General features: G+C 43.1%; 18 protein-coding genes. 12 read left to right on the top strand and 6 right to left on the bottom strand.

Translation table 11 applies throughout. The annotated features are described in order from the left end of the window. Positions 1-2: 2 nt before the first annotated feature. Together P5G49_RS02945 and P5G49_RS02940 are read left to right on the top strand one after the other, a co-directional pair. Positions 3-770 carry a LamB/YcsF family protein gene (locus tag P5G49_RS02945; protein ID WP_301241982.1) on the top strand — a complete coding sequence of 256 codons (768 nt, stop codon included), beginning with the start codon at positions 3-5 and terminating at the stop codon, positions 768-770. Between the two features lie 46 nt (positions 771-816). After that, on the top strand, positions 817-1659 hold the full coding sequence (locus tag P5G49_RS02940; RefSeq protein ID WP_301241981.1) for a DUF2268 domain-containing putative Zn-dependent protease: 843 nt from the start codon (positions 817-819) through the stop codon (positions 1657-1659). A gap of 57 nt (positions 1660-1716) precedes the next feature. Here the strand turns inward: P5G49_RS02940 and P5G49_RS02935 are convergent, their stop codons facing one another. Continuing rightward, positions 1717-2436, bottom strand: coding sequence for a YebC/PmpR family DNA-binding transcriptional regulator (locus P5G49_RS02935; RefSeq protein ID WP_301241980.1), 720 nt, complete (start codon positions 2434-2436; stop codon positions 1717-1719). A gap of 383 nt (positions 2437-2819) precedes the next feature. Here P5G49_RS02935 and P5G49_RS02930 point away from each other — a divergent pair, with 383 nt between their 5' ends. Both P5G49_RS02930 and P5G49_RS02925 read left to right on the top strand, forming a co-directional pair. Then, positions 2820-3500 carry a phosphoribosylaminoimidazolesuccinocarboxamide synthase gene (locus tag P5G49_RS02930; protein WP_301241979.1) on the top strand — a complete coding sequence of 227 codons (681 nt, stop codon included), beginning with the start codon at positions 2820-2822 and terminating at the stop codon, positions 3498-3500. A 152-nt stretch (positions 3501-3652) separates the two neighbouring features. Beyond that, complete coding sequence (locus P5G49_RS02925) at positions 3653-4210, top strand: superoxide dismutase family protein (protein WP_301241978.1); 558 nt, start codon at positions 3653-3655, stop codon at positions 4208-4210. A gap of 62 nt (positions 4211-4272) precedes the next feature. Here the strand turns inward: P5G49_RS02925 and P5G49_RS02920 are convergent, their stop codons facing one another. Next, the gene (locus P5G49_RS02920) at positions 4273-5403 is read right to left on the bottom strand and encodes a CAP domain-containing protein (protein WP_301241977.1); all 1131 of its coding nucleotides are present in this window, start codon (positions 5401-5403) and stop codon (positions 4273-4275) included. A 128-nt stretch (positions 5404-5531) separates the two neighbouring features. Between P5G49_RS02920 and P5G49_RS02915 the strand changes: the two genes are divergently transcribed. The 4 genes from P5G49_RS02915 (at position 5532) to P5G49_RS02900 (ending at position 8073) form a co-directional block, all read left to right on the top strand. Continuing rightward, entirely contained in the window at positions 5532-6395 is an 864-nt protein-coding gene (locus tag P5G49_RS02915; protein ID WP_301241976.1) for a putative RNA methyltransferase, read from the top strand. Between the two features lie 369 nt (positions 6396-6764). Then, positions 6765-7415: a pentapeptide repeat-containing protein gene (locus P5G49_RS02910; protein ID WP_301241975.1), complete on the top strand. Its 651-nt coding sequence runs from the start codon at positions 6765-6767 to the stop codon at positions 7413-7415. 44 nt (positions 7416-7459) lie between these two features. Further along, entirely contained in the window at positions 7460-7939 is a 480-nt protein-coding gene (locus P5G49_RS02905) for a hypothetical protein (protein ID WP_301241974.1), read from the top strand. Continuing rightward, positions 7936-8073 (top strand): hypothetical protein, encoded by a 138-nt coding sequence (locus P5G49_RS02900; RefSeq protein WP_301241973.1) that lies wholly within the window; start codon positions 7936-7938, stop codon positions 8071-8073. Before P5G49_RS02905 ends, P5G49_RS02900 begins: the two co-directional genes overlap by 4 nt. Before the next feature lie 56 nt (positions 8074-8129). Here the strand turns inward: P5G49_RS02900 and P5G49_RS02895 are convergent, their stop codons facing one another. From P5G49_RS02895 to P5G49_RS02880, 4 genes are all read right to left on the bottom strand, one after another. Then, a complete protein-coding gene (locus P5G49_RS02895; RefSeq protein WP_301241972.1) occupies positions 8130-10259 on the bottom strand; it encodes an MMPL family transporter in 2130 nt (709 codons plus the stop codon). Between the two features lie 355 nt (positions 10260-10614). Beyond that, positions 10615-10815, bottom strand: a complete 201-nt coding sequence (locus tag P5G49_RS02890) for a cold-shock protein (RefSeq protein WP_116018206.1) — start codon at positions 10813-10815, stop codon at positions 10615-10617. 157 nt (positions 10816-10972) lie between these two features. Next, complete coding sequence (locus P5G49_RS02885) at positions 10973-11971, bottom strand: inorganic phosphate transporter (protein ID WP_301241971.1); 999 nt, start codon at positions 11969-11971, stop codon at positions 10973-10975. An 11-nt stretch (positions 11972-11982) separates the two neighbouring features. Further along, a complete protein-coding gene (locus tag P5G49_RS02880) occupies positions 11983-12603 on the bottom strand; it encodes a DUF47 domain-containing protein (RefSeq protein WP_301242276.1) in 621 nt (206 codons plus the stop codon). A 244-nt stretch (positions 12604-12847) separates the two neighbouring features. On the opposite strand from P5G49_RS02880, the gene P5G49_RS02875 reads away from it, so the two are divergent. The 4 genes from P5G49_RS02875 to fumC all read left to right on the top strand — a co-directional run bounded on the left by P5G49_RS02875 (position 12848) and on the right by fumC (position 17536). Then, on the top strand, positions 12848-13381 hold the full coding sequence (locus P5G49_RS02875; protein ID WP_301241970.1) for an NfeD family membrane protein: 534 nt from the start codon (positions 12848-12850) through the stop codon (positions 13379-13381). Positions 13382-13408: 27 nt separating this feature from the next. Then, positions 13409-14953, top strand: a complete 1545-nt coding sequence (floT, locus tag P5G49_RS02870) for a flotillin lipid rafts scaffold protein FloT (RefSeq protein WP_301241969.1) — start codon at positions 13409-13411, stop codon at positions 14951-14953. A gap of 144 nt (positions 14954-15097) precedes the next feature. Continuing rightward, the gene (locus P5G49_RS02865) at positions 15098-16027 is read left to right on the top strand and encodes an HD-GYP domain-containing protein (RefSeq protein WP_301241968.1); all 930 of its coding nucleotides are present in this window, start codon (positions 15098-15100) and stop codon (positions 16025-16027) included. Between the two features lie 126 nt (positions 16028-16153). Beyond that, positions 16154-17536 carry a class II fumarate hydratase gene (fumC, locus tag P5G49_RS02860; protein WP_301241967.1) on the top strand — a complete coding sequence of 461 codons (1383 nt, stop codon included), beginning with the start codon at positions 16154-16156 and terminating at the stop codon, positions 17534-17536.

Here is a 17536-nt window from a genome sequence, read left to right as displayed (position 1 = left end):
GATTGGGATTTGTTGTCGATTTGAATTGTGATATGGGTGAAAGCTTTGGTGCGTATGTGATGGGGAATGATGAGGCGATCTTGGAGACGATTACGTCAGCGAATATTGCTTGTGGCTTCCATGCGGGCGATCCCGCGACGATGCGGAGGACGGTGCGGATGGCTTTAGCGAAAAACGTTGGTATCGGTGTTCATCCGGGATTGCAGGATTTAGTTGGGTTCGGTCGGCGTGAAATGGCGATTTCACCCGAGGAAGCGTTTGATTTAGTTGTTTATCAAATAGGTGCATTGTCTGGATTTGTAAAGGCGGAGGGGGGGCGACTTCAGCATGTGAAGCCGCATGGCGCGCTCTATAATATGGCTTCCGTGAACCGTGGATTATCCGAAGCGATAGCGGAGGCGGTTTACAAAGTCGATCCCGAACTAATTCTCTTCGGACTATCGGGCAGCGAGTTAGTCAAGGCGGGGGAGCGGATTGGATTGAAGGTAGCGAATGAAGTGTTTGCGGACCGGACTTATCAGGCGGATGGGACATTGACGTCTCGTCGGGAAGCGAACGCATTAATTACCGACCATGATGTCGCCATTGAGCAAATTATCCGGATGGTCAAGGAAGGGAAAGTGTGCGCGACCGATGGGACCGATGTGGCAATTAAGGCCGATACCATTTGTATTCATGGGGATGGGAAGACGGCTGTGGAATTTGCGAGAGTGATACCGGGTGCGTTGGAGAGGGAAGGAATTTTGGTTACGAAGATTGTAATACGGTGAATCAGCCTTATAAAACCAAGTTTTTTCGGGAGAAGGAGAAGGGAAAATGAAGATTTATAATACAGTTCCGTACTTTTTGGAAAACTACAAGCCAACAGAACAATTTTTAAAACAATACTTCCAAAAATTCACACCGCATTTTGAAGAGTATTTTTTGTATCATTGTAATAATTTCGAAGAGAAGATTAGAGCTGCAATTCAAAAATACCCAGAGAAGTTAAATGATATTAAAGAAACAAACAAAAAAATTGAACAGTTAATTCATCAGATTGTATCCACCTATGAACGGAAATATAATGTTGAGTTTATAAAGGATGTACATCTCATTGTAGGGGCATATGGGTCCAATGCTTATACACATCGTCAAATAATTCCAGAAGTAACGTTTTGTTTGGAAAGGTTGTCCTCAGAGGATGAGCAATTAAAAGTGATAATCGCACATGAATTTGGACATGCCCTTCACAATATGCTTTCAGATAAAGCTAAGATGGATTGGTCGAAGCTTCAATGGTTTCATCCATATACCTGGTTATTGCAAGAGGGGTGCGCTACGTATTTTTCAAGACAGGTTACAGCTGCAGGCGAAGCTGTTTATTTCTCCTACGATGGGAGTGGAGAGGAATGGTTGGAATTTGCGAAGGTAAACAAACAAAAAATCATAACTACTTTTATTGAGGATATAAAAAGACATTCACCAACCGAAATTTTTCGTGAGTGGTTTTCAATTAATGGGGGCACACACTTTGGTTTTACACGTTTTGGATATTTTATAGGTTTCAATATTTTACTTCGCTTGATAGAAAAGTATCAAGAGATAAATGCTGTAACGATTTGGAAAGAATCTAACTTCTTCGATGAAATAGAGAATGTACTTTTTGAACTACGATAAAATAAAAACAGCGATTCATTCCTCGATGAAAGGAAATAAATCGCTGTTTTTAATTATTTATTCGCTTAAATCGACATTGTGATAAACTTGTTGAACGTCTTCCAAGTCTTCTAATGCATCGATCATTTTCTCGAATTGCGCTTGAGCATCGGCGTCCAACTCTACGTCATTATGCGCAAGCATCGTAAGTTCAGCTACGGAGAATTCCGTAATGCCCGCATTTTTCAACGCTTCTTGCACTGCGTGGAATTGATCCGGTTCTGCATAAACGATGACTGTGTTTTCTTCTTCAAGGATATCGCGGACTTCAACGTCTTCTTCCATTAGAAGTTCCAACACTTCATCCGCAGTTTTACCTTCCAAACCGAATACAGCAGTCGCGTCGAACATGTACGCAACTGAACCGCTGACACCCATGTTGCCGCCATTTTTCCCGAATGCTGCGCGCACCTCGGAAGCAGTACGGTTGACGTTATTTGTCAGTGCATCGACAATGACCATTGATCCATTCGGGCCGAAGCCTTCATAACGGAGCTCGTCATAGTTTTCCTCTGCACCGCCTTTTGCTTTCTCGATTGCGCGGTCAATGATCGCTTTCGGCACATTGTACGTTTTCGCGCGTTCAACGACCACTTTCAATGTTTGGTTCAGCTCGGGATCCGGCTCACCTTGTTTTGCAGCTACATATAATTCACGGCCGAATTTTGCGTAAATACGACTCGTATTCGCATCCTTCGAAGCCTTTTTCTCTTTAATGTTATTCCATTTACGGCCCATTCTCATTCACTCGCTTTCAGTATGAGCATTGATTTCATCAAGCAATTATACACCCATTGCAGGAATGCTGACAAGTAAAAATCCTGAAAATGGAATGGGTGAAGGAGTTCTCGTTAATCCCGAAGGAGTTCTCATTCCTATGCAAAAGTTCTCCTTTCTTACCTAATTCCCGGCACAAGTAATAGACCTGTTAACGTCATAAGGCGTTTTTCGGAATGAAACCTTGACTCCCATCAAGTTTTGGCTTTTGTATGAGGGGAAAGTGCTTTATACTATAAGTGAACAAAGGCTGCCTTAATTTCTGCAAAAAACGCAGAAATACGGCAAATCGAACTCTGCGTGGTTCGATTCACTACATTTTCGAATAGAGAGGAAACGTGGGCATGGAACTTGTTTATAAAGGAAAGACAAAAGACGTTTATAAATTGGAAGATGGAAATGTTTTATTGACATTTAAAGACGATGTAACCGGGGAAGACGGTGTATTCGATCCGGGTGCAAATACAGTTGGATTAACGATTGAAGGCGCGGGGCAATCGGGCTTGCGCATGACGAAATTCTTTTTTGAGAAATTAGCCGATCAAGAAATCCCTACGCATTATATCGATGCGAATATCGAGGACGCGACAATGACCGTTAAGTCGGCGACTGTATTCGGGAAGGGTCTCGAAGTCATTTGCCGTTTCCGTGCAGTCGGAAGTTTCTTGCGTCGTTACGGGGCTTATTGCGAAGAAGGACAACCTTTGGATGCGTTTGTTGAAGTGACGATTAAAGATGACGACCGCAATGACCCGCCGATTACAAAAGACGCATTGGCGCAGCTTGGTATTTTGACAGAGGACGAGTATGTCGTTTTAGAGAAGTTGACGAAGGAAATCTCAATCGTCGTAAAAGAGGAGCTTGCGGAGAAAGGGCTTGAGTTATACGATATTAAGCTTGAATTCGGACGTGATCCAGAAGGAAATATCATGCTGATCGATGAAATTTCCGGTGGCAATATGCGTGTTTATAAAAATGGTGTTTACATAGCGCCGCTTGATCTTGAGAAATTGATGTTAGCATAAAAAAAGAAAACCGCTGTTCATTCCAACGTATCGGAATGTGCAGCGGTTTTGTCATTCTATTTATCAACGCACGATAACGGGAAAAATTACCATACATAATATCCCTTCAGTTGGGCATCCTTGGCAGGAGTATATCTGAAGGAGGATTTTATGTGAGGAAAAAAATGATAATCGTACTACTCATGACCGCCATCCTTTTCGTGGCAGGATGTGGGAAATCGAAGAAAGCAATGCCTGTAAGCGGGGAAAAGATGGAGACCATCATAGCCCCTCTGATAAATACGGAAGGCAAAAAAATCGGTGAAGTGACATTGGTACAGGAGAAGGAAGGCGTCATGATTAATGTTGAAGCAAAGGGCCTGAAACCCGGTTTGCATGGCATCCATATCCATGAAACGGGAGTCTGTACAGCGCCTGATTTCAAATCTTCCGGTGCTCACTTTAATCCAACAGGGAAAGAACATGGATTTGATAATCCAAAAGGGTGGCATCTTGGAGACTTGCCGAATATTGAAGTTCCGGATGATGGGAAAGTGTCTATGCAACTGACAAATGGGGAAATCACCTTGAAGCCGGGACAGGAAAATTCCATCTTGGATGGGGATGGTAGCGCACTTGTCATTCATGCAGACCCTGATGATAATAAGACAGATCCATCTGGAAATTCAGGGGATCGCATAGCTTGTGCAGCTCTCACTTCAAAGAAATAAATGAAACCGGCTCAGAGTTGGGCCGGTTTTCATATTTCTGGACATACATAGTTATGGGAGTTTCATTTCAAAAAGAAATTCTCCGTATAATACGGCTGCGATTTTTCGTTGAACGCAACGCCGATGCCAAGGTGACTATAATCATCTATTAAGATATTCTCCCGGTGCCCTTTTGAATTCATCAGCCCCTCATGCGCGAAAATGCTGCTTGACTGGCCGTACGCTAAATTTTCACCAGCCCTCCGGAACTTGATATGATCCTCTTTCATCCGGTCGAAAGGCGACTGCCCCTCCAAATTATCATGACTGAAATAATCATTGATCGCCATATCGAGGCTATGCTTGCGAGCTGTTTCCGCGATTCTATCATCCCATCGCAAAATTGAGCGGCCGTGTCGGACGCGCGCGGCATTCGTCAAATCGAAAAGTTGCTGCTCGAACCCGTTTCGTAATGAAACATCACCGCCTGCGTACATCCCGGATTTTCGATGTTCGAGTGCAGTTGTTATGAGTTGAACCGCCGTCACTGTCGTATTTTGATGAATATCATAAAACACATACATATAAATATCACCGACTTTAAATAAATCCATCCCTTCGCCATCTTGCAGAATGTATATATTCAAGCCTTTTCGAATCTCTTTTAATGGTTCTCCATACGCTTTTCGGACTTCAGCCTTCTCAGAACCATACTGGATTCCGGCTTTCGATGAAATGAGGTCATCATTCGTATAGATTGCATTCACTTTCCATTTTTCATCAAAAGAAATCATGACAAAGTTCTGGTAATTCTCATGGTACGTGAACCATTCAGTACCATATTCGTTCAATGAATGGCTTTGTGGTTCACCAAGTTCAGCCTTTACCTGTGCTTCTGTGGCGCCAAGCTCTATATTGTGAATGGACATTGCGGAATGGTCGGGTGTGGCAAGTTTCGGTTTCGCGACCTTCTCAGGAATCAAACGTTCCATTTCGGATGATTTTGATGAGATGAAAAAGAAGAATTTATCAGCAGTGTTACGGATGGAACTCATGGCTGATGTGACTGAATCATTTTCAAGTACGGTTTCAATCTTTTCATCGACAGGATTAAGAAAGGAAAGGTCAATGTATCTCGAAACAGGCTCTTCCCATAAAGGTTTTGCAAGATAGAGTGCAACTATGAAAATAATGAATAGAAAAATCCGCTTCACGGAAATCGCCTCCTTTCTATTATTGTACCCGCTGAAGGGGAGATAGATACAGTGGAAACTGTTCATAGTTTGAGTAGAGACTGAAAGTCGGTATACTAATAGAACAACATTAGATCGGAGCAATGAAAATGAAATTATCAAAGAAAATGCAAAGCGCGCAGTTGTTGGACATGAATGAGGAACTATTCAAATGTCCGATATGTTCATCCGGAATTGAAATGGTGGACCATAAGCAGCTCGTCTGCAATAACATGCACACTTTTGACTTGGCAAAAACGGGCTATGTCAATTTGGCCCCACAAGCACATACGACAAAGTATGATAGGTCTCTTTTTGAAGCTCGGGCGGAAGTGATGGGCAGTGGGTTTTTCAGTCCTGTTCTTGATAAACTTTGCTCCATTGTGGCTGACCACGTCGAGAGTATTAAGCAACCTGTAATTTTAGATGCCGGGTGCGGAGAAGGTACACATTTATCAGCAATTCATTCACAGATGAAGCCGGAAAGTGTCGGGATTGGGCTTGATCTTGCGAAAGAAGGTATTGCCGCTGCATCGAAGGCCTATCCGGGTATCATTTGGAATGTGGCGGATTTGGCTGCAATGCCGTTTCAGGATGCGCAGATTGACGTAATCCTGAATGTTTTATCTCCTGCCAATTATGGGGAATTCAACCGTTTGCTGAAGCAGGGTGGCAAAGTTGTAAAAGTCGTGCCGGAAACCGGATACTTGCAGGAGCTGCGTGAGGCATTCTATGAAGGTAAGCCGCAAAAAGAAGAGACCGATCCGGTTGACCGCTTCAGTGAACACTTTGAGGACGTTGAGACGGAACGGATAACCTATAAGTTTGCTTTACCGGAAGGATTGCTTGCACCTTTGATCCGAATGACTCCATTGACTTGGAATGCGGGCGATGAACGAGTTCGTGAGGTGCTGTCAGTAGGAATGAACGAGATTACGATTGATTTACGTGCGATTGTTGGTACGCGACGATGAAATCGGGTTCATCTAATAATATAAGTTTGGATATGAAGATTAAGTATTGTTGATAACTTTGACTAACATGTTCGAAATGTGGTTTTATTGTTGGTAAATCCATAATGTATGTTGATAATGTTGTTATTAATGTTAGTAACTTAGAGTCTATTGTTGATAAATTTTGTTTTTATTGTTGATAAATTTTGTTTTTATTGTTGATAACTTTTATTTAAGCCTTCTACTATCTTCATTTTTATAAAGAAAGGGGAGACTGGGGATGTTTGGTGGAATTAGTGTAATTCCAAGTTGGTTTTATATTTTTGCAATCGTTGTGGTTGTAGTGCTTGTCATTGTCATTGAGTGGAAGACGCGATAGGGGGGATTTAAATGGCGAAGAAAAAAGACAAGCGGGTGAAGCCGAAATTATCGGTGGAGCATGGGTTAATGCGGCCTGCGGATATTTGGAGCTATGACGGGTTCATTGCAAAAGCTAAATTTGAAGGTGGTTTGCTGCCTGGGACGGATGGGGAGCGCATCGTGTTCGATGATTGCGTGTTCAAAGATATGTCATTTGCGAACAGTGATTGGAAAGGCGTGGAATTTGTCGATGTTGTATTCATGGCATGTGACTTTTCGAATGCTCAAATGGAAAATGTTATGATGCATCGCTGTGAAATCATTAATTCTAAACTTACAGGGGCCGATCTGGCGAATGCCAAGTTAGGCCATTTACTCGTGAAGGAAAGTGATGTCCGCTATGCCAACTTCAATTTCGCTGGTATGAAGGAAGTTGAGTTTACGGAATGCAATTTGATGGATAGTGATTTTTACGAATGCGATTTCAAGCAAGTTCGCTTTGAAAAAAGTAAGATGGATAACATCAATTTCTCCGAAACTGATCTGAATGGTGTCGATTTATCCAACAATACATATGATCGGATTGAAGTGACGTTACCGAAGATTGCGGGCTGTATCGTTTCAAAGGAGCAGGCAGTCGGCTTTGCACGTGTACTCGGCTTAACTGTGAATGAGGAATAATGTTATACTGAAATGACATTTGAAACAGAAAGAGTGGCAAAAAAATGCTTACATTCGAAGAAAAACAACTAATTATTGAGAAGACGTTCCCTGATCTAACCCGAAAAGAAGTGTCGATGAAACGGTTGAATTATCATTATGAAAACAGTGTGTATGAAAAGACAGTTGTCGTGCAGCATCTTCACCCGAACGGCAATGGATTTGTCTATGTAGAAGGGGTCCCTGGATATCAGACCGATGACCGCGGGCTTGTCAACATCCGTGAAGCGACTGAGGCAGAGTTGGTTGCAACGATTCGTGATGCAATCCGGGCGTTATCGACAGAAGAGGTTGAAGAAGTAGAAGAGCCGATTGAAGAAGTGTGGGTGAACAAAGAGGGCCAGAAGTTGTCGTTGCAAGAAGAGGACGGATTCTTCAATGTTTACCATGTCTATAATCTGGAGGATGGATTCGGTGATTATGAGGAAGCCACGGCTTATTTGAAAGAGGAGGGCTTCAAACGCAGCGGGGGTGAATCGAAGTGAAGGGGAGGACGCTCGTCATCGGGCTCGTGGTGTTCGTTTTAGTGATAGTTGCTATCATCTACTTTGCTATGACTGCACAGTTTGAAAAAGATCGACAAAAAGGTCCGCAAGTGGAGATTATAGATAAAAAATAAAAGCTGCATGGACAAATGAGGAATTCATTGTCCATGCAGCTTTTGATATCGTAGAATTAATGCCAATTTCCGGCTTTATATTCACCTTTTCTAAAAGGCATCCACCAGTTCCACTTACCAAACAGTTTCATCAAGCTTGGGACAAGTAACAAACGAATTATTGTCGCGTCAATGGCTACTGCAATGGCAATTCCGACGCCGATTTGTTTCACCGGCATGACATCTGTGAATGCAAATGCGCCGGTAAGAACAATCATGATCAGTGCAGCTGACGTAATAATTTTGCTCGTTGTCGCAAGTCCCTCAACCGTCGAATGATCATTATCAAATGTCTTTGCATATTCCTCCTGCATCCGGGAAATCAGGAATACTTCATAGTCCATGCTCAATCCGAAGACAAGACTGAATACGATGACTGGGATAATGAGTGCAATCGTACCAGGATGCAATCCGAAATGACCGTATTGGAAAATATAAACGAGAATACCAAACGTCGCGGAAAGCCCCACGATGTTCATTAAAATCGCCTTTAATGGAATCAAGATCGAACGGAACGCAATCATTAGGATAATAAATGTTGATACAAGGATTATTGTTAGCGCAATGCCGATATTATCGGAAATCTCATCGAAGATTTCCTGATTGAACTTCGGTTGGCCGCCAACAAGTAGATTCCATTCTGTTTGTTCTGACCAATCCCTTGCCCATTGCTGGGCTTCATCGGATGTTCCTCTTGCTTGAAGCGTAACGGGGATCAATAATTGATGATCTTTTACAAATGAATCGAGTAGTGGTTCAAGCTTTGCTTTCATTTCAGGAACTTGTATAACTTGTTCCCACTCTTCAGGAGAACCGACACCACTTGTAGTGAAAATAGTCGTTAACCCATTGACTAAAGGATCACTGGACAAGTCATTCTCCAACTCTTTCATCGCCTTTAACCCGTCTGCATCCGACCAACCACCTGCGCGTTCGGCAACAATGTATGCATTCGACTGCTTGCCAAGTCCGAAAGTTTCATCCATCAATTCGTAAGAGGCGCGTGTATCATATGATGCAGGCAATGAATCAATTTGTGGAATCGTCAAATCCATATTTTTCACGGGAATTACAGCGATGCCTAACAAAACAAGCGCGACAATCGTAATAAGAACAGGTCGTTTAATAACGCCATTCGCGAATTGTCGCCAACGGTCGGACCCGTTTTCTTTCAATTTGAGCACTCGACCTTTATTCAATCGATCACCAAGGACGATCAAAATGGCAGGCAACAATGTAATTGAACTGAGTACCGCCATAGCAACGACGATCATGCCGCCGATTGCGATGTTCTGGAAAATCTCGACCCTTATGACAAACATCGCGCCGAGACCGATGAATACACAAAATGCCGAGAAAATGACAGAACGACCTGCTGTACGGATTGTAGTTGCAGCAGCTTTTAGTACATCGCTCTTCAATCGTTCTTCGCGATAGCGGCTAATAAAAAGCAAAGAAAAATCGATACTTAAAGCAAGCCCTAACATAGGCACGATATTTAGTACAAAAATTGACAAATCTATTTGACCGCCAACCAACGCCATTACGCCAAATGCGGAAATGACTGTAGCGACACCCACAAGCAATGGCACCAAAGAAGCCACTATTGTCCCGAAGGCAAGTAGAAGAATGATGATGGCAATTGGTAAACCGATTGCCTCCGCTTTCATCAGATCCCGCTGGCTTGCGGTATTAATGTCTTTTGTAATAGCAGATTGTCCTGTTAACACAATCCCTTTTTCGTCACCAATTGCATTACGTATATCTGTAACAGCTTTTGATTTGTCCATATCGTTTTCTTCAAAGTGAAGCATTGCGTACGAGACATCATTTGTATATTGTTTTTCATTGTCAAGCGGGGAAACGATTTCCGAAGCGAGTCCAAGATCCTCAATCTTTGCCAAGGTGGATGAAATCGTTTCATCGTTCACCTTATCGAACACGACAAACATTGTTTCAGACGGCAAGTAGAATTTCTCAGATGCGATTTTCATCACACGTTCATGCTCAGCATCCATTCTAAAGCCATCGCCTGCAAGTAAATTAGGCAAGCGTACGGCGAAAATAGCCATGACAATAAATAGTGCTATCCAACTAATGATAATCGCTTTATAACCTTTTGTAACAAGTCGCGCTAGTGTGCGCATAACATCGTCCTCCCGCTATATTCTCTATGTTTCTATCATAACGGAAGTGCGGGGAGATGTCTTATTTGATGAAATCTGTGGTGGCGCGCTCAAGAAGGTGACATCTGCGCTCAAGCAAGTCACATCCGCGCTCAAGATTCGTATTCCGCGCTCAAGCAAGTGACATCCGCGCTCAAGCAAGTGACTTCAGCGCTCAAGATTCACATTTCACGCTCAAGCAAGTGACTTCAGCGCTCAAGATCGGCATTCCCCGTCCCAAGTAGCTGCCCCTATGCCTAATACGTATTGCAACAAGTTGCATAAATGCGAAAAAAACCACTCCCCGAAGGAAGTGGTTTTGAAAGGTTAGATTAAATTAGTTTTTTTCAACGTTAGTTGCTTGAAGTCCACGTTGACCTTGTTCGATTTCGAAAGTCACGTCTTGGCCTTCTTCAAGAGTCTTGAAGCCGTCGCCTTGGATAGCGGAGAAGTGTACGAATACATCGTCGCCATCTTCACGTTCGATGAAGCCATAACCTTTTTCTGCGTTAAACCATTTTACTTTACCATGTTCCATGTTTGTTTCCTCCTCGTGTGCTAAGCACACATTGTGTTACTATCCTTGCTCAAGTCTTGAAGCGGTCAAGCAAAAACTGTGACCATCATGCCGAACAAAAATAATTCTCCTTTATCATAACAGAGCTTTTTAGGCAATGCAAGTGAAAATATTTTATTTAAAAGAACAAGTTTAAAATTTGGTAAACAATTGCAGCTAATGCTGCAGAGATTGGCAACGTGATAATCCATGTCATGACGATTTTTTTTGCGACTCCCCATTTCACACCTTTGACACGCTGAGCAGATCCCACTCCCATGATGGAGGATGAAATAACATGTGTTGTACTTACAGGCAAGTGGATGAGCGTCGCACCAAAAATGATAATGGCGGAGTTCAAGTCGGCAGCAATCCCATTGACAGGGCGGATTTTCATGATTTTTCCACCAACGGTCTTGATGATTTTATAGCCACCAATTGAAGTACCAAGACCCATTGCAGTGGCAGCAGCAATTCGCACCCATAATTGGATGTCGTCGCCTGTTTGCAAATTAGCTGCAATCAGTGCCATCGTAATGATTCCCATTGCTTTTTGTGCATCATTCGTTCCGTGTGTGAATGATTGCAATGCGGCTGTCCCGATTTGCATGTAACGAATCCGTTTATTCGCTTTGAAAAGATTCCGGTTTTTCAATAAAACTTTGAAAAGCAACATGAAAAGGAATCCACCCGCTATGGCGATGAAAGGGGAAAGAATGAGCGCCTCCATAATTTTGAGGAACCCACTGTAATTCAAAATGCCGAATCCCGCCGCGGAAATGGCAGCTCCAGCAATTGATCCGATCAGTGCATGGGACGAACTTGAAGGAATGCCGTAATACCAAGTGATCAAGTTCCAGGCAATAGCGGCAATAAGTGCCGCCAATATGACGACAGAGCCTTTTTCCAGCATGAACGGATCAACAATATCCTTCGAAATCGTCTTCGCAACGCCCGTGAAGGTCAATGCTCCAATGAAATTCATTACTGCGGCCATGTAAACAGCGGTCCGCGGCTTTAATGCACGTGTCGATACTGAAGTTGCAATCGCATTGGCTGTGTCGTGAAATCCATTGATGAAGTCGAATGCCAAGGCGAAAACAACGACTGCTATAGTTAGAACTAATACAATTTCCATATTTGTACCCCTTAAGCGTTGCGCATGATTATTGTTTCGATTGTATTAGCAACGTCTTGGCAATGATCCGCGATATCTTCCAACAACTCATAAATATCCTTAAATTGAATAATACGAATTGGATCTTTTTCACGCAGGAACAACTGCTTGATCGATGTACGAAGCACCTCATCGCAAATCCGTTCATATTCTTTGATTAAAACAGCGTGATCTCGCATTTGGACAAGTTTCTTTCTCGATAACAGCTCCATCGCTTTCACGATTTCATCAGAGCTTTTCACGATATTGTCCATGAACTTTTGGACGTACTCGTCAATTTCCGTAAGAGAGAACATTTCAAGATTGGCAGAGAAATGTTCAATACCGTCCAAAATATCATCCATTTTAATGGCCAATTGCAAAATATCCTCACGTTCAATCGGTGTCATGAACGAGGTGTTAAGTTTTGCAATAAGCTCATGAATCATATCATCGCCTTCTGTTTCGAATTCCTTTAACTTGATGCTAACTTCTTTTAAGTCCCCAATGGAAGTAACTTTAAAGTCGTGTGCATAATGCATCGCTTTTTGTACATGCTCAGCAATCTCCAATAGGGCTGAGAAAAAAGGATCTGTTTTACGTGGACCAAACATCTTTGCGCCTCCATCCGTTACCGGAATCATTTTTTAGTATTCCTATCATAACAAAAATCATTTGATTTAGTACAAAAAAATACATTGTTTACTACAAAATGTGACAAATATATTTTATTTTTTGTGTTTGAATAGGTAAGATACCTATTTTAAGTGAGAAAAACATTTACGGGAATTTTGAAACTTCATCGTTGGTCGTCCGTATATATAGTAGAATTCAACAAGGAGATGGGGAGGTGAGAGAATGGAATTGTTCGGAATGCCTGTTATCAATGTCTATTTGACTGTGTTGATCATTGCGGGTCTTGCAACAGTATTATATCTTTTTTTCAGTGATATAGCGGAAGGAATCGGTGAAGCAAGCCCGTTATTGGATCCAGCCGTTATCCTTGCGTTCATTACATTCACATCTGCAGTCGGCTATATATTGGAGTTGATGACAGATTGGAATCACTTATTTATATTACTCATATCGCTTGCAGCGGCTACCGCACTGGACTTCCTACTATACTTTTTCGTACTCCTTCCATTGAAATCTGCGGAAGTGTCGCTTGCCTATACAGATGAATCGCTCACAGGTCAGGTAGGTAAAGTGATTGTTCCGGTGCCAGTCGACGGTTTTGGAGAAATTGTTATCGAATCAGTGAACGGGATCATTTCAAAAAGGGCAGCCGGATATGAAAACCAACCGATCGACTATGGGAAAGAGGTTTTAATCATTGAAGTGAAGGAAGGAACATTTATCGTTAAAGAATATGAGCCTTTTCGCTTCAAGTGAAACAATAAATAATGAGGGGGAATCAAAATGCCAGGAATTTCAGGTATGTTAATTGTCATTGGGATTGTCGTGTTCATCCTACTTGCTGTCATTCTCGTCTACATTTCGAAGTATAAGACAGTTGGCCCGGATGAGGCGCTGATCGTGACGGGTAGTTATTTAGGATCAAAAAATGTACATACGGATGACTCGGGCAACCGGATCAAAATCATCCGTGGAGGGGGAACATTCGTCTTCCCAGTGTTCCAGCAATCGGAGCCGCTCAGCTTGCTTTCAAGCAAATTGGAAGTAACGACACCAGAAGTTTACACAGAGCAAGGCGTTCCAGTTATGGCGGATGGAACTGCGATCATTAAGATCGGGGGATCGATTTCGGAAATCGCGACGGCTGCGGAGCAATTTTTAGGGAAATCGAAAGCCGACCGCGAAAATGAAGCGAAGGAAGTATTAGAAGGACATTTGCGTTCCATTTTAGGATCTATGACGGTGGAAGAGATTTATAAAAACCGTGATAAGTTCTCCCAGGAAGTGCAGCGTGTTGCATCACAAGACTTGGCTAAAATGGGGCTTGTCATCGTCTCATTCACAATTAAAGATGTTCGTGATAAAAACGGATACTTGGATTCACTTGGTAAACCACGTATCGCACAGGTGAAACGCGATGCCGATATTGCCACAATGGAAGCTGAAAAAGAAACACGTATCAAGAATGCTGAAGCATCGAAGGAAGCCCAAAAAGCGGAAATCGAGCGTGCGACTGAAATCGCGGAAGCGGAGAAGGAAAATCAATTGAAAGTTGCTGACTACCGCCGCGAGCAAGATGTAGCGAAAGCACGCGCCGACCAAGCGTATGAATTAGAATCCGCACGTGCGAAGCAGGAAGTTACGGAGCAGGAGATGCAAGTTAAAATCATCGAGCGTCAAAAGCAGATCGAATTGGAAGAGAAAGAGATTCTGCGCCGTGAGAAACAATATGATTCAGAAGTTAAGAAGAAAGCAGATGCGGATCGGTATGCAATCGAGCAGAACGCAGCCGCAGAAAAATCACGTCAAATGGCAGAGGCGGAAGCAGAGAAGTACCGTATTGAAGCACGTGCTGCTGCGGAAGCTGAAAAAATTCGTCTTGACGGATTGGCAAAAGCTGATGCTCAAAGGGCGCAAGGTGAATCGGAAGCAGATGTCATCCGCCTGAAAGGTCTTGCAGAGGCGGAAGCAAAACGCAAAATCGCAGAAGCGTTCGAACAATATGGTCAGGCAGCTGTGCTTGACATGATTGTCCGTATGATCCCTGAATACGCGAAACAAGTTGCAAGCCCACTTTCGAATATCGACAAAATTACTGTTGTCGATACGGGTGGCGGTGAAGGTGGCGGTGCCAATAGAGTGACATCATATGCAACGAATCTTATGTCCACTTTGCAAGAATCATTGAAAGCTTCATCAGGCATCGACGTGAAAGAAATGATAGAAAGCTATGTCGGAAAGAACAATCTACGACCAAGCATTGATAATTTGACAGAAGAAATCCGCTCTGCAAAGCCGGCGGTTGTTAAATCCGCTGACGAGGAATAAAAAATAAATCGAAAACATCCAGACCGCTTGTTAAGGGATTGGATGTTTTTATTATATAGTGGAAATAGATAGATTTCTCTGTAAATAATTGTTATAATTTTAGGGAGTGAAAGAAAAAAGTCGGAACCTACACGGAGGACGCCAATGGAAAAAAATCCAAACCGTACGTATCGGCAGAGTACAGATTGCCAATACCCAGTTTTACGCATGGCTTCTGGATGGATAACGCTTTATGGGCGATGGAATGGCTTGGCGGAAGCCCTATTTTCATTGCATGAAGATGGTTCTTTTTGCGCCCAATATAACATAGATAATACGATTGCTGAAACGTATACTCTATTGGATGGAGAAGTTGAAATCGATGAATTAGGTGTAAGAAGGAAGATGGAAATAGGAGAAACGATTGATGCGTCTCTATTCGAAGGCGTTTTGACCTTTTACGCGATTTCGAACGCTGAAATCCTTATGAAAATGGACGCGGATTTCTATGAACAGCTGTTCTTCGAAACGAAGATGCTGCAAATTGAAATGGATGCGGTCGCACGAGTTGACGGCTATACATACCATCATTGTGATCGAATCAGGCAATATTCCATAGAAGTTTGGAAACGGATGAATCGACCGAAACGTACTTTGAAACTGATGCGATGGGGCGCCTTCTTCCACGACATTGGGAAACTCGCGATACCTATGGAAATCTTGAATAAGCCTGGGAAACTCACGGAGGAAGAGTGGGAAACGATGAAATCGCATTCCCGAATTGGTGCCAACATCATGCGCGCTCATCCAGTAGAATGGCTGAAGGATGCCGCATTCATTGTCGAGCAACATCATGAATGGTATGACGGTAGTGGGTATCCCTATGGGCTGAAAGGGGATGAAATATCCATCGAAGCGGCAATCGTTTCTGTCGTGGATGCGTACGATGCCATGACAACAGAGCGCGTCTACAAGGAAGCATTATCAAGAGAAGAGGCAATCGCTGAGTTGGAGAAATGCAAAGGTACTCAATTCCATCCTGCCGTCGTCGATTGTTTTATAGATGTGCTTGGTGCAAAAATAACGTATGTATAACCTTCAGCACCTTAATGAATTTGTACAAGACACGGGAAACCGGGTCTTTTTATTTTATTTCATCATGGAAAAGGTGCATGATAGAAGATGAGGTATTATTATTCATTTGTGAAAGGCGGAGGGAATATGAATTATCGTATTGAGCATGACACATTTGGAGAAATACAAGTTCCTGCAGATAAGTTGTGGGGGGCACAGACACAGCGAAGCAAGCAGAACTTCAAAATCGGTGAAGAACGGGTACCGTTAGGCGTCATTCGCGCATTTGCCCATTTGAAGAAATCGGCAGCTATCGCAAGCAACTTTTTTGGTAATCTATCTGACGCGAAAATGAAAGCGATTATTGCGGCTGCGGAAGAAGTGATCGAAGGAAAATGGGACGATCATTTCCCGCTTGTCGTCTGGCAAACTGGCAGCGGCACGCAATCGAATATGAATATGAACGAAGTATTGGCAAACCGCGGCAATCAGCTACTTGAGCAATGGGGAGAGGAAGAGCGCCTGCATCCGAACGATGATGTGAATAAATCACAAAGCTCCAACGACACATTCCCGACAGCATTGCATGTCGCTGGCGTTATCGCAGTGGAACGCGAATTGCTACCATCCCTTCAAGAATTGAAAAAAACGCTTGGTGATAAATCCGAAGCGTTCATGGACATCATCAAGATTGGACGTACGCACCTACAAGACGCTACGCCTCTTACATTAGGACAGGAAATTAGCGGATGGCACCGGATGCTTGAAAAGACTGAGAAGATGTTGAATGAAAGCGTCCAGTCAATGAAGGAACTTGCAATTGGCGGTACTGCGGTTGGTACTGGACTGAATGCGCCGAAAGGATTCGGTGAGAAAGTCGCGGAAGAAATCTCTAAATCAGTAGGCATTAATTTTACATCTGCCGATAATAAATTCCATGCGCTCACAAGCTACGATGAAGTCGTCTATACGCATGGTGCGATGAAAGCCCTTGCTGCCGATTTGATGAAAATCGCGAATGACGTCAGATGGTTGGCGAGCGGGCCGCGTTCAGGAATTGGCGAAATCACCATTCCTGAAAACGAACCAGGAAGCTCCATCATGCCAGGTAAGGTGAACCCAACACAAAGTGAAGCACTTACAATGGTGGTGGCGCAAGTGATGGGGAATGACGCGGCAATCGGATTTGCGGCAAGCCAAGGGAATTTTGAGTTGAACGTCTTCAAGCCAGTCATCATCTACAATTTTCTTCAATCCGCAAAACTACTTGCGGACGGCATGCGTAGCTTCAATGAAAATTGTGCAGTCGGCATCGAACCGAATCGTGAGGAAATCGATAATAAAGTGAAGAACTCTCTCATGCTTGTAACTGCATTGAACCCGTATATCGGTTATGAGAACGCTGCGAAAATCGCGAAGACGGCACATAAAGAAGGTACGACGCTAAAAGAAGCCGCATTAAAAACTGGTTTACTGACAGAAGAACAATTCGATGAATATGTCAATCCTTCCAAGATGATCGGACGATAA

The organism is Sporosarcina highlanderae (assembly GCF_030433715.1).
In the GTDB taxonomy this organism is placed as follows: domain Bacteria; phylum Bacillota; class Bacilli; order Bacillales_A; family Planococcaceae; genus Sporosarcina; species Sporosarcina highlanderae.
This window is presented reverse-complemented; position numbering and strand designations above follow the sequence as displayed.

Excerpts from the sequence above, each read along its gene's own strand:
- P5G49_RS02940 (WP_301241981.1), top strand. The coding sequence starts at position 817 with ATGAAGATTTATAATACAGTTCCGTACTTTTTGGAAAACTACAAGCCA.
- P5G49_RS02935 (WP_301241980.1), bottom strand. The coding sequence starts at position 2,436 with ATGGGCCGTAAATGGAATAACATTAAAGAGAAAAAGGCTTCGAAGGAT.
- P5G49_RS02930 (WP_301241979.1), top strand. The coding sequence starts at position 2,820 with ATGGAACTTGTTTATAAAGGAAAGACAAAAGACGTTTATAAATTGGAA.
- P5G49_RS02915 (WP_301241976.1), top strand. The coding sequence starts at position 5,532 with ATGAAATTATCAAAGAAAATGCAAAGCGCGCAGTTGTTGGACATGAAT.
- P5G49_RS02910 (WP_301241975.1), top strand. The coding sequence starts at position 6,765 with ATGGCGAAGAAAAAAGACAAGCGGGTGAAGCCGAAATTATCGGTGGAG.
- P5G49_RS02905 (WP_301241974.1), top strand. The coding sequence starts at position 7,460 with ATGCTTACATTCGAAGAAAAACAACTAATTATTGAGAAGACGTTCCCT.
- P5G49_RS02895 (WP_301241972.1), bottom strand. The coding sequence starts at position 10,259 with ATGCGCACACTAGCGCGACTTGTTACAAAAGGTTATAAAGCGATTATC.
- P5G49_RS02890 (WP_116018206.1), bottom strand. The coding sequence starts at position 10,815 with ATGGAACATGGTAAAGTAAAATGGTTTAACGCAGAAAAAGGTTATGGC.
- P5G49_RS02885 (WP_301241971.1), bottom strand. The coding sequence starts at position 11,971 with ATGGAAATTGTATTAGTTCTAACTATAGCAGTCGTTGTTTTCGCCTTG.
- P5G49_RS02880 (WP_301242276.1), bottom strand. The coding sequence starts at position 12,603 with ATGTTTGGTCCACGTAAAACAGATCCTTTTTTCTCAGCCCTATTGGAG.
- P5G49_RS02875 (WP_301241970.1), top strand. The coding sequence starts at position 12,848 with ATGGAATTGTTCGGAATGCCTGTTATCAATGTCTATTTGACTGTGTTG.
- floT (WP_301241969.1), top strand. The coding sequence starts at position 13,409 with ATGCCAGGAATTTCAGGTATGTTAATTGTCATTGGGATTGTCGTGTTC.
- P5G49_RS02865 (WP_301241968.1), top strand. The coding sequence starts at position 15,098 with ATGGAAAAAAATCCAAACCGTACGTATCGGCAGAGTACAGATTGCCAA.
- fumC (WP_301241967.1), top strand. The coding sequence starts at position 16,154 with ATGAATTATCGTATTGAGCATGACACATTTGGAGAAATACAAGTTCCT.